The organism is Pseudoalteromonas shioyasakiensis (assembly GCF_024518675.1).
Lineage (GTDB): Bacteria > Pseudomonadota > Gammaproteobacteria > Enterobacterales > Alteromonadaceae > Pseudoalteromonas > Pseudoalteromonas shioyasakiensis_B.
This window is the reverse complement of sequence record NZ_JANIGL010000006.1, coordinates 116,446-131,251: the sequence shown is the minus strand read 5'-3', so window position 1 is coordinate 131,251 and position 14,806 is coordinate 116,446. Positions and strand designations below refer to the sequence as shown.

General features: G+C 36.7%; 12 protein-coding genes. 3 read left to right on the top strand and 9 right to left on the bottom strand.

The genetic code is table 11. The annotated features are described in order from the left end of the window. From NQT69_RS15840 to NQT69_RS15815, 6 genes are all read right to left on the bottom strand, one after another. Complete coding sequence (locus tag NQT69_RS15840; protein WP_256828652.1) at nucleotides 1-924, bottom strand: Wzz/FepE/Etk N-terminal domain-containing protein; 924 nt, start codon at nucleotides 922-924, stop codon at nucleotides 1-3. Continuing rightward, nucleotides 924-2,984, bottom strand: coding sequence for a glycosyltransferase (locus NQT69_RS15835; protein ID WP_256828651.1), 2,061 nt, complete (start codon nucleotides 2,982-2,984; stop codon nucleotides 924-926). Before NQT69_RS15835 ends, NQT69_RS15840 begins: the two co-directional genes overlap by 1 nt. After that, nucleotides 2,974-4,032: a glycosyltransferase family 4 protein gene (locus NQT69_RS15830; protein ID WP_256828650.1), complete on the bottom strand. Its 1,059-nt coding sequence runs from the start codon at nucleotides 4,030-4,032 to the stop codon at nucleotides 2,974-2,976. The genes NQT69_RS15835 and NQT69_RS15830 overlap by 11 nt, the downstream gene beginning before the upstream one ends. Continuing rightward, the gene (locus NQT69_RS15825; RefSeq protein ID WP_256828649.1) at nucleotides 4,032-4,760 is read right to left on the bottom strand and encodes a WecB/TagA/CpsF family glycosyltransferase; all 729 of its coding nucleotides are present in this window, start codon (nucleotides 4,758-4,760) and stop codon (nucleotides 4,032-4,034) included. Before NQT69_RS15825 ends, NQT69_RS15830 begins: the two co-directional genes overlap by 1 nt. Before the next feature lie 7 nt (nucleotides 4,761-4,767). Beyond that, nucleotides 4,768-5,847, bottom strand: coding sequence for a UDP-N-acetylglucosamine--undecaprenyl-phosphate N-acetylglucosaminephosphotransferase (gene wecA, locus NQT69_RS15820; protein WP_256828648.1), 1,080 nt, complete (start codon nucleotides 5,845-5,847; stop codon nucleotides 4,768-4,770). Between the two features lie 381 nt (nucleotides 5,848-6,228). After that, the gene (locus NQT69_RS15815) at nucleotides 6,229-7,377 is read right to left on the bottom strand and encodes a polysaccharide pyruvyl transferase family protein (RefSeq protein ID WP_256828647.1); all 1,149 of its coding nucleotides are present in this window, start codon (nucleotides 7,375-7,377) and stop codon (nucleotides 6,229-6,231) included. Between the two features lie 129 nt (nucleotides 7,378-7,506). On the opposite strand from NQT69_RS15815, the gene NQT69_RS15810 reads away from it, so the two are divergent. Next, on the top strand, nucleotides 7,507-8,811 hold the full coding sequence (locus NQT69_RS15810; protein WP_256828646.1) for a flippase: 1,305 nt from the start codon (nucleotides 7,507-7,509) through the stop codon (nucleotides 8,809-8,811). A gap of 24 nt (nucleotides 8,812-8,835) precedes the next feature. Here the strand turns inward: NQT69_RS15810 and NQT69_RS15805 are convergent, their stop codons facing one another. Further along, nucleotides 8,836-9,741 (bottom strand): sulfotransferase domain-containing protein, encoded by a 906-nt coding sequence (locus tag NQT69_RS15805; protein ID WP_256828645.1) that lies wholly within the window; start codon nucleotides 9,739-9,741, stop codon nucleotides 8,836-8,838. A 435-nt stretch (nucleotides 9,742-10,176) separates the two neighbouring features. Here NQT69_RS15805 and NQT69_RS15800 point away from each other — a divergent pair, with 435 nt between their 5' ends. Further along, nucleotides 10,177-11,073, top strand: a complete 897-nt coding sequence (locus tag NQT69_RS15800; RefSeq protein WP_256828644.1) for a sulfotransferase family 2 domain-containing protein — start codon at nucleotides 10,177-10,179, stop codon at nucleotides 11,071-11,073. A 380-nt stretch (nucleotides 11,074-11,453) separates the two neighbouring features. Next, nucleotides 11,454-11,912 carry an REP-associated tyrosine transposase gene (locus NQT69_RS15795; RefSeq protein WP_256828643.1) on the top strand — a complete coding sequence of 153 codons (459 nt, stop codon included), beginning with the start codon at nucleotides 11,454-11,456 and terminating at the stop codon, nucleotides 11,910-11,912. 433 nt (nucleotides 11,913-12,345) lie between these two features. On the opposite strand, the gene NQT69_RS15790 is transcribed toward NQT69_RS15795, so the two are convergent. Further along, the gene (locus NQT69_RS15790) at nucleotides 12,346-12,924 is read right to left on the bottom strand and encodes a hypothetical protein (protein ID WP_256828642.1); all 579 of its coding nucleotides are present in this window, start codon (nucleotides 12,922-12,924) and stop codon (nucleotides 12,346-12,348) included. A 267-nt stretch (nucleotides 12,925-13,191) separates the two neighbouring features. Next, complete coding sequence (locus NQT69_RS15785; protein WP_256828641.1) at nucleotides 13,192-14,613, bottom strand: hypothetical protein; 1,422 nt, start codon at nucleotides 14,611-14,613, stop codon at nucleotides 13,192-13,194. Nucleotides 14,614-14,806 lie beyond the last annotated feature (193 nt).

The following is a 14,806-nucleotide window of genomic DNA, read 5'->3' as shown; positions in this document are numbered from 1 at the left end:
CTAACTCCGTTTTAAAATGCGATACGTTAAGCAAACCACAATGGATAAAAACAATCCAATAAACGTGATAAGAATACAAATAACAGCTCTTTTAGGTTCACTTTTTTTATACGCTACAAGTGGCTCTTCTATAACTTTAAAAGCATAGTCATCTCTTGTTTCGGCAAGTGCTAGTTTTTTATATTGCTCTTCTAATAGAGTCTGCATAGTTACTCTAACTTCAACTAAACCAACTCCTCCAAGTTCATTCTTTAAATATTCGATTGTTTTTAAGGCTTTAGTACGCTCTTCATTTTTAATATATAAATTAAACTGATTTACTAAATCAGTTAATATGCTTTTACTAAAATAAGGTGAGTATGAACTATATGATATTGAAATTAACTTAGTTTTCCTATCATAATTAGCTGATAAATTTTCTTTAACCTTTACAGCCAGCTCAGTTGTATTAGGTTCAAGTGTTTGCGGGTAAGTATGCTTTCTTACCCATATTCTATTTTTTTCATCGTATATTTTTTCATCAAAGTGAAATTTCTCTAACGCCGGATCATACGACTGAGCAGCCATAATTATAGGAGCTATATTTTTTTCAACAACAAAGTTTCCTAGAAATGAGTTACTCATCAAAATCTCTTTCAATACTTCTGGCGACATAGTACTACCACCTAAGGATAAACCGGCCATTGATGCGATCCCCCCAAGACCACCAAGGGAGCCACCTATTGATTTTGAGTCTTCTATATTAGAAATAACAGTCACTTTCGAACTAAACTTATTTTCAATAGATAAAGCATAAATAACAGATACAGCTGCAAAAATAAGAGTAAAGGCTGTTATCACATATTTATCTTTCCATAACCACTTAAAAATATCATATAAATCAATATTAAATAGGTGATCATCATTTTTTAACTCATCAGTCATTATTCTTCCAAGGTGTGTATATTATTATCGTCAATTATCATTTTCTTAGCTTGGATATTCCTACCTATAAATGTAATACAAATAAAAGGCAGCAATAAACCAACCATATTAATATTCAAAATATTAAAAACTAGCAAACTCAATGAAGCAAGAGTAACTATTAGTACCATCAAGTTTAATCTAGCCACAATGGCATCTTTGCCACGTAAACTTAATGTTGTTAAATAGATAAAGCCAGACTGTGAGCATAAAAATAAAGCCATAATAGCTGCAGGTATTGCGAATGCTAAGTTCCAAGGAACTGTGAGTAAATTTAAGTAGCAGGCTGTTACTAGCAAGCTTACAAAGCAGCTCACCCAAATTAGTTTACTATAACTCTTGTTAATACTTATTAAAATATTTGCTGACAAATTATCTAAACCCAACCTAGGTAGTGATTTATTAGCTTGAGTACGAGGTATCAACATTGCAATTGAAAAGCATGAAATAGTAAGCGCCACGTATGAAGCAACCTCTGGCTCTAAGATCAACTTAGCTGTATATGGGAAACAAAATAAAGCAAAAACACTTGCTACGGTAGAAATTGCAATATTGATGACTTTTTGTACCGGCACTTTATTATTTTTAGAACCATTAATTTGCTTCTCATTAAAGGTTAGCACGACCAATAAACCTAAAAATGATGCAGCCACATAAACAATGTATGGGGCATTAGGCTGTTCAATCTGCAACTGACTCAAAACAATAGGGGCAATAAGGCAAGTTAGAGAAATAAAACACTCTGCTATCGCTAAAATAAAAAAGCCATGTTTTGCAATTCGCTTAAAACGAAATAAATAATAAAAGTGCAAAATGATCAATAATGGAAGCAAAAAAATTAAATTAGAAATTATTCCCAATATAAACAAGCAACATAAAATCACTATTGCGACTAACAACCCAGTTAAAGACTGCCTACTAATTGCAGAAAATGAGTTTCTATAATCTTGTTTAAGAACAAAAAAGCCATAACTTTGACTAAACATGGTATTCAAAAGCATTAAAATGAAAAAGTCACTACCAAAAGAAGCCGTGTTACTCGCGCCTAAAAAGAAAATACACGACGACAATAATATAACCCTAGAAGCTCCTGGACCTCCGGTAGCAATTAAAGGTATCAATACCTTTAAAAACCAGTTTACAACAGGTTGGTCAACGCTACCTGTGTGCATGTAATCTAATCGATACTTTGCTATTTGGTTTAAGTTTTGTGCCAAGGCATGCCTGACTTTTAGAGAAAATAAACCATGCTGGCTTGAACTCAAGAGTTCTAGAAAAGAAACTTTTTCGCCTTTAATTTTTTTGCGATAAAATGCAAAGTTTTCTTTATTTCTTTGACTCATAATTGAAAAGTGTTTCTTTTCAAACAAATCAATCGCATTAAGTTTATTTCTTACCGATGAGATACGCTCTAATTCTTGATCATCATTAACAATATAAAGCTCTTCGCCTAAACGATAAGCATCTCCATATTTTGCTATTAACCTAACCCATAAATCATGATCTTGTAATGCAGGTAGTTCGGGATCAAAACCACCCACTTCTAACACTCTATTACGATCAACAAGTATTTGATTTGAACATTGATTAAGATCCAGCGCAGCAGAAATAGAAATCACTTTATTACTAGAAAACAAAGATTTCTTATGAGCACCGTAGTCCCAAAAGTAACCACTACATACAAACGCAAAACGAGGATCGTAAACACTTATTAGACGTTCCAAACGCCCAGGTAAAAATACATCATCGTCATCTAGGCCAGTAACAAGTTCTGTATCAAGCGCTTTTATGGCTCTATTTCTTGCATTGCATGCTCGTTCAGATTGTTCATTCCTAATAAATGAAACGCGAGGATCTGTTATTGATTTTAGGTATTCAGGTGTTGAATCTGTAGAGCCATCATCAACAATTAACAGTTTAAAATTGCTATATGTTTGTGCTAAAACCGAGTCCACAGCCTTTTTTAACAACTCAACTCTATTTTTTGTCGGGAGATAAATGCCGATTGTCTTATTCTGCATCAGAATTCATTCCTAGCTGATTAGCATATTGGTCAAGCGTTTTTTTAGCAATATACGTGAGTGAGAACTCTGCAGTTTCATTAATCACTACGCTCGATAACTGTGCATAATCACTATCATTTTTAGAACTGACGTTGCGTATGACTGACTCTAAACTATTTAAAACCGCTTGTTCTGTCATATCTACTTGAGAAACTAATCTAGGTTCATCATTAATTTGGGCTAATGAGCCATCTGTTACAGTGGCAATACAAGGAACACCACATGCATGAGCTTCAGTGATAGTTAATCCAAAAGACTCATTTCTTGATAAAGAAAGTAAAAATTTTGATTCATGAATATAGTTAGCTAAATGAACTGGTGGCTGTTTCGCCATATAAACTAAATTACTATAACGTTCTGATGCTGTAATAATGGTACTTTTTAAGGGCCCTTCACCAATTAATAAAAATTGTTTATTAGGAAACTTATCAACCAAATATAAAAACCTATCAATCCCTTTATTATAATTAAGCGTTCCTATTTGAATAAAATCATACTTTTTTTCTTCACGTATTTGTCGCGGCATAAAAATACGATCATCATACCCAGCACACAAAACACTTGAGGGTTCAACATGCTTAAAAAAACGCTCTCTGAGCTGCTCAGATGTAAAAACCCAATGATCAACCCAATTAGACAATTTACGATAAATAACGTTAGGCGATGAATAGAGGTACACATCACTACCATGGCATGTCACAGTGATTTTAACACTTGAGTTTCGGAACACTTTATAACACGCAGCCAAAATAATAGTTGGGTAATAAAAGTGTACGTGTATCAATGCATATTCTTTACGACTAAATATAATATCGATAAAGAATTGTAAGAAAAAAACAGGGTACTTAAACAACTTACATAGGAGACTATCTGAATTCCATTTCATTTTATAGTAGTCAATTTCCTTATCAACTTCTTGTAAACGCTGAACTTGATTATCAACAAAAAGTCCTTGTAAGGGTGCAGATATTTTTGGTGACATATTTGACAGTACAAGTACTTTCATTACAACCTCTTGAACAAGTACAGCTGTAAGAACTTAAGTAGTTTCAGTTGTCTAAAAAACCTCTTTGGTTCTTTTATAAGTCGATAAAACCATTCAAGGTTCATCTTTTGCCACATTTCTGGGGCTCTTTTAACATTGCCTGCGAGCACATCAAAACTACCGCCAACACCCATATACAAAGCGTCGCTATGAGTTTCTCGTAATTTTGCAATAAGCTTTTCTTGTTTTGGTGAACCTAAAGCAACAATGACAATATCAGGGGTCGTTTGCTGTATTAAATCAAATATAACGGCTTCATCGTTAAAGTAACCATCTTGATAAGCAACAACATTTACTTTTTTATCAGTTAAAATACCATTGCACTGAGCAATGACTTCTGGTTTTGCACCAATTAATACAACTTTTGATTGGTGTGTAATCGAATGCTGTAAAATATCCAGCCACAGCTCGCAGCCAGCAATACGTACACACTTTTTACCTGTTTTTTGTTGTAATGCTTTTACCACCCCGATACCATCAGCAAAAGGGATAGTTGCTTGCGCTAAAATATCATGGGTTTGCGGGTCGCTTTGTGCTTTCAGCACTTTTTCTGGGTTAATAGCGATTGCCATACCTGGTACCACTTTACCACTTGGGTCAATGACATCAGCTAATAGCTGCTCTAAGCTCTCGTATGGATTTACGGCAACACCACCAATAAGTACAGGGGAAGTTTTTGGGTTAGACATTATAAACCTAGTCAGAAGACTTGTTACGCTTGCGATTAATTCCAAAAATCTGTCGCACACGCACACTTATACGCCATATTCTTTGCATACACACAAAATATACAGCAGTAACAATTAAAAATATTATTAGTGAAATGTAATCTGGAATATTCACAACTTCAACTAATATTCCAAAGCCGGCAAATAAAAGTGCAAAAATACAAATTACCACCAACGCTTGTCTTGTCGATAAGCCTAAACGAAGAAGAATATGATGTAGATGTTCTCTATCTGGCTTGAAAGGCGACTGACCTTTTTTGACTCGTCGTGAAATGGTCGATACGGCATCAATAATTGGTACCCCAGCTAACCATAACGCAGTAATTGGGCTAAACGATGGGTTAAGTTGTGTTTGTGAGCCTTCAAGCAGTAGCCAAACAACAGTAAAGCCAATAACAGTGCTGCCTGCGTCACCCATAAATATTTTAAAACGCTGCCCTAACGGAATGCCTAAATTCAATAATATGTAAGGCACTGTAGCAAATACAATAACTGCACAAAACGCTGCTAACTCTTGTTGGCCATTAAAATAAAATAAAAGCCCCATCGAACTAAACGTGATAGTCGCCAGTGCCCCTAACAGACCGTCAATACCATCAACCATGTTGAACGCATTTATTGCACCAACAACAACAATAACAGTAACTAGGTAGCCAAAATAAGAAAGCTCGGTGGCCGAATCACCAAACAAATAGCCTATATGAGAAAGGATCAACCCACCAACCCCCATCATCAATGCAGAGATCAACACTTGTAATGCAAGTCTAAAGCGAAAGCTTATATCGTACAGGTCATCTAGTACGCCCACGAATAAAAGCGTACTAGCGCAGCCAAGATATAAAAATGAAGATGTGATTGTATCGGGAAAAATAAGTAAGTAAGAAAACACCACTACAAATACAGCAAGTCCGCCAACTAAAGGAACTGAACCGTGATGATGCTTACGGGCATTAGGTTGGTCGACAAGATTGATGTAAATTGCAAATTTTCTAAAAACAAAAAGGCTCAAAAACGAGCACATAAACAATGCAATAGTTGTTAATAGCACTAAAAACCAACCTTAGTTAACATAGCTCATCCTAATGGCTCTTTATAATCGCCTTAAGTATAATTTAATACGAATAAATATATAAGTTTTATTGGATTAAAGAAAACACGATTACTAAACAAAATCTGCCCCATAACAGAGCGCATAATTAAGTTTGCGCCTCTTTGCCTAGCATAGCATTGAGATGCACCGACCTTGTTTTATTATGTAAATGGCAAAACAAAGGCAGGGATTTTACAAGATTCCCCTAAACCATACAAGCTAACACCTAGCGAAACTGTAAAACTTCGTAACTAAATTGTGATTTTACATAACAACAATGAATCAGAACTGACTTAAAAAGCACACTTAAGACAGAGCACAGCTAACTTAAAACATACTTTATCTAAGCACAGATAATACAAATTGCCACATTTTTTCACTTTGTTGCTGATATTTAAAAGCATCTTTTATCAATTTCTCTTTTCTATCACTGTGCTTTTCTAGGCATTCAGTGAATAATGCATTTAGCCTCTGCTCAGTTATTTTTTCTGGTAACAACAAATCATCAGACGAATACTCTTTAAACAATGTTTGGTATTTATGACTCCACCCTGTTGCAATACATGGAATACCTTGCGAAAGCGCGCTAACACAACCATGAAAACGCGAACTAATAACAATTTTCCCACGAGCAATTAATGCCTTCACAGCGACTGCGTTATCTGGCTCTACTATTTCGCACGGAGACACTAGCAAAGCTTTTAATTCTCGGCATAGAGAATCATCTTCTCTACCACTATGATTTAAAATAATGACTTTTTCGCCAAGCCTTAGTGCACTGTTAGCTAAGCTAGCTAATGTACTTATGTAGTTTTCCCGCCACCAAGTGTTACTATTTTTTTCACTTAACATTTTAGAGTTTGGGATCACAATAATATGATCTTGATACTTTACATACTCAGCGTTTTCGGCGGGTTTTAGCAGGTTTGTAAAATCAGGCGCTTGCTTTACCTGTATTGGATCAGCAACCAACTCCGTAACATGTTGATAAGAGAGCTCTTCACGGGCAAACACTAAACTTGCATTACTAAAGGCTTTGTTTGCATATTTTTTATTATTATCTAAAGAAAACGGGCCTAAAGACTGTGGCATGAATATGTAGTGCTTTTTGTGATGTTTAAATCGTTTCACTATCGTGGCAACCTGCCGCAAAATTAAATTCGACCATTGATCGCCATAACTAAAGCCTGACGCATCTAACACAACATCAATATCGGCTTCGGTTACTATACCAAAACGGTTTTTAAAGTAACGACGTAGTGAAGCTGGAATAAAATAGGTTAAACCATTTAAATCTACAATGTTCTTACACAGATTCACTTTTTGAAAAGCCCCAACTTCTGCGCGTTTTAAATAAGGTGAATTTTTGGTATGTTGTAAACAAATTTCGGCATGTGGCAGTTCATCATTCAACTTTTCAATTATGGCTCTAAGCATTAACTCAGCACCTTTATTTACAAACTGAACGCCTCTAATTTCAATTAACACTTTATGCCCTTTTCTAGTGTTTACAAACCACGAAGCTTATACAGGGCAGCTGAACCATTCAAGCTTTAAGTGCCAATTTTGACTGATTTATGTATAATATCTTTTTTCCAAATAAAACTTATAACCCAAATGGCTTCAAGCGTTACAAATAGCCTGCTATTAATCTTTGAAAAAGTTATTTTACTGGGCCTTAGCTTTATAAACAGTATCTTACTGGCTCGCCTAGCTGGGCCAACTATATTTGGTGAATTTTCTTATATCCTCTCTTTTGCTAGTTTTTTTGCTCCATTGGCCGTAATGGGTCTCAACAACATCATCACTAAATACATAGCTAAACATCCAAGAAATAGTCATTATTATATTTCTAGCGCCTTAAAGATCCGCTTGACCGGTGCCATACTTGCCATTGTATTAGCTGCCATTATTACTTTTAACTTCGCTCATAAAAACTCTAGCCCTGAATTAATAGTTATGCTGGTTGCTATGCAAGGCTTTAGTTTATTTTATGTTATTGAATATTACTATTTAGCCAAAAGACAAGTAGGTATTTTATTAACCCTAAGATTAACAGCCCTGCTTTTAACCAACACGCTAAAGCTTATTGCAATTCTTAACAACGCCACATTAACAACACTCGTTATATTACAAGGTTTAGAATACGTAATCATAGGGTGTAGTTATTACTTTACTTATTTATACCAGCAACATCATAAAGTGCTAAAAAAGCGACCAACTAGAAGCACTTACCTAGCACTTTTCCATAAAGGAAAGTGGCTTTTATCATCTGGTATAGCAGCTATTTTATATTTGAAAATAGATCAAATAATGATAGCCCAGTTAATAAACAGCGAAGCTGTTGCATATTACGCAGCAGCAGCTAAATTATCTGAATTTTGGTATGTATTTCCAGTATTAATTGCTAACGTTTTCACAGCACAACTCAGCCGTTACAAATTCAAAAATCAAGACCGATATACTCAGTTACTCTGTCAGCTAATTAGCCTAATAACCCTGGCTGCTCTCATCTTGAGTGCTATCATATGGTTAATCTCTGAGCCTTTAGTTCTACTTTTATACGGTGAGGTATATCAACAAAGTGCAGCAATATTAAGTGTGCACATATTTGCCTGTATATTCATATTTCAACGCGCTATCTTGTCAAAATGGCTTATCATCGAGAAGCTATATAAGTTTAGTCTTTTATCAAGCTTGCTTGGAGCTATGGCTAACATCTTACTAAACCTAATTCTTATCCCAAAATATCAGGGGCTTGGGGCAGCATGGGCAACCGTTATCTCTTATATGCTCGCAAGCTATGGCTTTCTGTTTTTTAACACAAAGACCAAACAATATGCGCAGCTATTGCATCAAGCTATATTGCACACCCCAAGCATTGTTATATCATCGATTAAACAGCTAATATCTCACCGTTAATTAAGCTCTTGAAGTTAAAAAATATCACGACTGCATCTTAGCTTTGAAACCGGTATAACCTAAATTATAAGCCTGTATCGTTTTTTCATAATTCGGCTCTAGTCTTTCTTGTTTTTGCTTTTCTTGCAGTTGTTTGCTGTTTCGTTTAGTTGAAAATGTACCCACTTGGTATGAATCCTGGCTGGAAAGCGACTCTTCAATATATTGTTGTACTTGAGCCGTATTACCATAATTTAGAAACGCTGTAATTTTTGCCACCTCTACTTTTGGGTTTGCAATTATATCTTCATAACTAACACGTAAAATATTATTACTACTAAAGTGAGGCTCATTAATGGCTAAAATAACCCCTTGTAAAAAGCCCATCTGAAAATAAAAATCTTGGGTGAGAAGATCCGCTTTAACTGAAAGTATTTTTTCCAATGTAATGGGGTCAAAGCGCTCACTAAATAAATCATCACCTTTCCAGCCTAGTGCCATAAAGCTTTTAGCAGTAGCATAAACACAACGCTCTAAATAAATAACTTTAGGCTTAAAGCGACACATAAAATCGTGCAAAAAAAGCGGGTTCACTTCTTTAATTAGTAACTTTTTTTTATTTTTTAAGTCATACCAATCTGAGCCTTTATACACAACACTGTTAGGGTAGTTTAATTTAGCATTAAATGCGTTATCAGCAGCCGTTTGGTAAAGCGCATGATATTTACAACTATTAGGCATAAAAAAAGAAACGCCTTTACTTAATATAGTCATATAAACACTGGTTATTGGCTCTCTTAGGTAACGAACATCGTCTTGCTGCGCAAGCACCTCGCCTAGCCAACTTGATCCACTTCGGGGTAAAGAAAGTAGTAAAATGGGCTCTTCTGCAATTGCAAAAGAACGATTCCAATAACGCAGTAATAAAGGGTGTTTTAAAATAAGTTTCAATTTGAAAACACCAAGCCGTAAAGGGGGTGTTAAAAGACGAACAAATAACTTTTTAAACATCAAACTTCCGAACTTCGTAAAAACCTATAATTATCAAATTTTACTACAGATATAATAAAGGTTGGTTATAAATATGAGTTCTGGCTATATGGCCTACACCCTATTTAGAAAGTTAGTTTTTACATTGCATGAAAACTATAAAATAGCTCCCTTCCAAAAAAGCAACTTACTAACCTAGTGCAAAGGCCCTGATCACCATAGCAAAACATAAAAACAAAACATAGTTGATTAGCCAAAATCACCGTCAATAGACTATTAAAATAATCCGCCTATTATCTGCTAGTGCTATAAGCCACGTTATGCACACATAGCCAACTATGTTAGAATCCACCTCATATTAACACCTTTGTTAAATCAACACTTAGTACATAATTCATGATAAAACTATTAAAACAAACCACACACAAGGTATTTAATCGCTTAGGCTACGAAGTTAAATTGCATCGTATTGCAGAGCACTGTTCAAACAACACTCACCTTGCTTTTGTTCACATACCTAAATCAGGTGGAATTTCTATAGATTTAGCCATGAGAAAGCAATTTGCTATTGCAGGCCAGCCTAAGCTAAAGCGCACAAATACAATAGCCATGAGCTTAGCAACATTTCCTCAATCAATAAGTAACCTAGATGATGTCAGCAGTTTTAGCGATCATCATGCAACTCAACTACCAGGCATATTTGCTTACCATTTAGCACAAAATTGGTCGTATATAAGTGGGCATTTAACAACAAATACGCAGCTGCTGAATCAGTTCGCAGAGCGATATCACTTTATTACGGTATTACGTGAGCCCGTTAGCCGCTTTAAGTCTAATTATATTTTTAATAAATTAACTAATACATTGCCGATAATGGCACCTAATAACCTAAACAGCGATAATTTAACAGACGAAGTTGATAAAATACTGGCGCATCGACGTGGCTGGCAAATGGCAAATGTCACAAGCATGTGCATTACAGGCCGCTTCGCAAAAGACCAGCACGACGCACAATTAATGCAACAAGAATTCAGTCAAAATTTAAGCCGCTATAACGTTGTTGGCTTTTTAGATGACTTACCAAGCTTTACCTCACAAATAAAACAGCTGACCAATAAGCAAATAAACATTGGCAGCCATAACGTAACCGCCAGCCACCTAGAGCCAAACCAACAAGACGTTAAAGACACTCTACAATCGTATTTAAACGAACCACATATCAAAAAACAAATTGAGCACTTATGCCGATTTGAATCAGAAAATTACCTCCGAGCAAAAGACAAATACACGTAGGCGTAGAGCTTGCTCACGCGTCAGGTTGTCACGCGATAGGTTGAGATTGAGCACGCGTATTTCACGCACAAGCTTTCACGCCCAATAAATTTCCACGTATGCAAATTTCCACGCTTTCACTCCAACAAGCTTCCACTCCAACAAGCTTCCACGCCAGCAAGCTTCCACGCCAACAAGCTTCCACGCCAGCAAGCTGGGCGTCTACGGGGATATTTACCGTAGGCGTTGAGCTTGCTCACGCGACGGGTTGTCACGCGATAGGTTGAGCTTGCTCACGCGTATTTCACGCACAAGCTTTCACGCAAGCAAGCTTTGCGTCTACGTTGTTTTTTGCTTTATGTTATCTATACTAAAAAAATATGTACCTGAAATGGATTGTCATGTATTCGTCAAAGAAATTATTAAAAGGCCGTCATTCCATAAAAGGTCACTTTTACGCAATTACAATTTGTTGCCAAAACAACAGGCCACTATTTTATAACTTTCAAACCGCTTGTATTGCGGCACAAGCAATACAACGCTTTCAAGATAGTGGAGCTGTAAATACTATTTGTTATAGCTTAATGCCTGACCACTTACATTGGTTATTGCAATTACAAGATAAGACTCTCAGCGAAGTCATGCGCCAATTTAAAAGCATGACCACAGTAAAAATCAATAAACATACCGGTGCTCAAAACCAAGTTTGGCAACGCAACTACTATGAACACCGGATCAGAAATGAAAGTGACTTAATACATCAGGCTCGTTATATCGTAGCCAACCCATTGCGAGCCGGCATAGTATCGCGCGTTGAAGATTACCCTTTTTGGAATTGCATTTATTTAAAAAACCCGTAGGCGTAGAGCTTGCTCACGCGTATACGTAGAGCTTGCTCACGCGATACGTAGAGCTTGCTCACGCGATACGTAGAGCTTGCTCACGCGATAGGTAGAGCTTGAGCACGCGTATACGTAGAGCTTGAGCACGCGACAAGTTGAGATTCAGCACGCGTATTTCACGCACAAGCTTTCACTCCAACAAGCTTCCACTCCAATAAACTTCCACTTCCACGCTTCAACGCCAACCAGCTTTCACGCCAGCAAGCTGGGCGTCTACGGGGATATTTACCGTAGGCGTAGAGCTTGCTCACGCGTCAGGTTGTCACGCGCATAAGTAGAGCTTGCTCACGCGTATTTCACGTACAAGCTTTCACTCCTGCAGCCTTCTACGCACAAGCTTTCACTCCAGCAACCTTCTACGCACAAGCTTTCACGCAAGCAAGCTTTGCGTCTACGGTGTGAATGAGTTTACGAGGTTTTGGTATTCGGTTTTGATTTCGTTGGCGACTTTTTCATTGCCGCTGACTGAAATGGTGATTACCTGATTGTTGCTTTTATCAAGCACGGCTAGGTTATGAATAATTTGTTTGTTGCCGTCGTTGTCGCCGGTAAATATGTATTCCATATTTGCCAAGTCGCCTTTATACGTCGCATCATCTGTGCCGACTCTGGTAAATTGTAAATCTTTGAAGCCTGCATTTAATAAGCCTTTAACACCATTATCAATGAAGTTGGCCCATTCTTGTTTAGAACCCGTATATGCGTGGCCGGTTAAGTTTTGGCACATGACGTTTGAGGCAATTTTTGCATTGTCTTTTACTTGAGTAGTAACAAATTGTTCAATTTGCATGGTTACCGTTGGCGACAGGTTTACTGTTTGGCTTTTTTGTTGTGGCTCAGATGAAAACTTTATATCAAACTGACAGATATTTTTATCCGCGCCAGCAAGCTTAGCGTCTACGTCGGGGTTTGCGAATGCAGTTTGGGTACATAAAAGAGATAAAAAGAGTAAGGTAGATTTATATGTCATTGCATTATCCTTAAGGTAATTACTTAATTCAAAATAAGTATTTAAATTATGGCAATCATACAAACATGGTTTGATACGGGCAAGTTTAATTTATGAAGTGTTGGGGAGCTTTATGTTTTATTGTAATGGGAGTTCAAGGGGCCAATATTTAGAAATAATAACTACAGCATGGTGAATCTATCACAAGGGTTGGGGTTGGTTCTATTGTTTAATTTAAAAATAAAAAACCCGGCTTATGCCGGGTTTTTAACAGTTAGTAATTAAAAATTACTCACCTGAATGTACAGCAAGAGAGTGACGGCTGCCTTCAGCTTTATCACGGCTATATGCATACGCTTTAACTGTACCACCTGTGGCATCAATGTTAAATGTAACACTTAGCTTAACTGAATCATCAGCAGCAATACCCAATGCTTCTTTGATCTTACCTTGGCTGAACTTAGTTACTTGCTCGCCAGCTAAATCACCCATATCAACAGCTTCGTACTCAGTGCCTGATTCGTCATCAAACGCAGTCATAATTACGTTAACGTCAGCTGAATTTTCATTAGAGAAATGTACTGATGTATCAAGCTGGTCGTAACCTACTGGGAAGTAAGGAACTTTAATTAAAGTTGCATCGACTTTCCATTGACCTGCGTCAGCATCAACTAATGCATCAAAAGCAGCTGTTCCACCAAACTCTATTTCAGCATCAGCTGTGAAAGTTGACGCTGCAAATGTATCATCTGTAGAGTTATCAGATAGCACTAACTGGAAATCACCAAACGTGTTACCTGTAAAGCTATCTGCATAAAGAGTAACTAAGATTTCAGAATCTGATACTTTTTCAATACTGTTAGTACCCGCAGCTGCGCTAGTAAGCGCAAGTGGAGTAGTAGCAGTGTCTAATAGGAAAGCTTCACCATTAGCTAATAAGTCAGCAGAATAATCTTCAAAGTTACCATTAACAGTTAACTCAATAGTATTAGCGGCTGTTGCAACAGGAGATAGAAGATTTTGGTTATCCGTTACTTTAAGTACTAAAGTATCATCTAATTCCTCATCATTTGTAGCATTTGTTAACTCTGTACCACCACTTTTAAGCGTTGCCTGTCCATTACGAACAATTACACCATCAAGTTTAGTAGAAACAGATACAGCGTACTGATCAGCTAATACATAAAAAGCACCAACGTTATCACCAGTAGTGTCTTTCGCATTACCAGTTAAGCCTGATTTAGCAGAGTAAGTTACTGTTGCTTTATCAGCTTTTGCTGAATCTACAAGAGCAATATCTGTAAGCTCAATTTCAAAAGATGAATCAAGTGTTACTGGGTCGCCTGTATTAACTTCTAAAGCAAGAATGTTATTAGCTAGGTCTGATTCAGCAGTATTTGTTGATAAAGTGTAAGTACCTGAACCATATTTGATTGTAATTGAAGTATCAATTACAAGCGGAGTAGTTGCAGCAGTATCGTCAAGTGTAAGACCTGATATATCAACACCGTCACCAAACTCTAAATATACAATATCACCTGCTTCTAATTGCTCACGCACGATAACACGAACAGAGCTTGCTTCTAAAGCAACTGAAGCAGCAATACCTTGCTTAGATGTTTTAGTAACTGCGTCAGTAACATCAGCAGCTTGTGCACCCATTGCACCAAAGATAGCCGTAGCTAGTAGTGCTTTTTTGAATAGTTTCATTATTTCCATTCTCCTAGTTTCATGAAACTGGCATGTTGTTAATGAAGTCAACACACCAAGATTTTTTTATTGTTCCGGCTGGAGGTTTGCCAGATCAATGCAAATTTAAGGGCTAATTATACGCATGTCAAGCAATTAACTGTTAATTCGCCTATAAAGGTCAATAAAACAGCTAAAAACATTAAATACATGT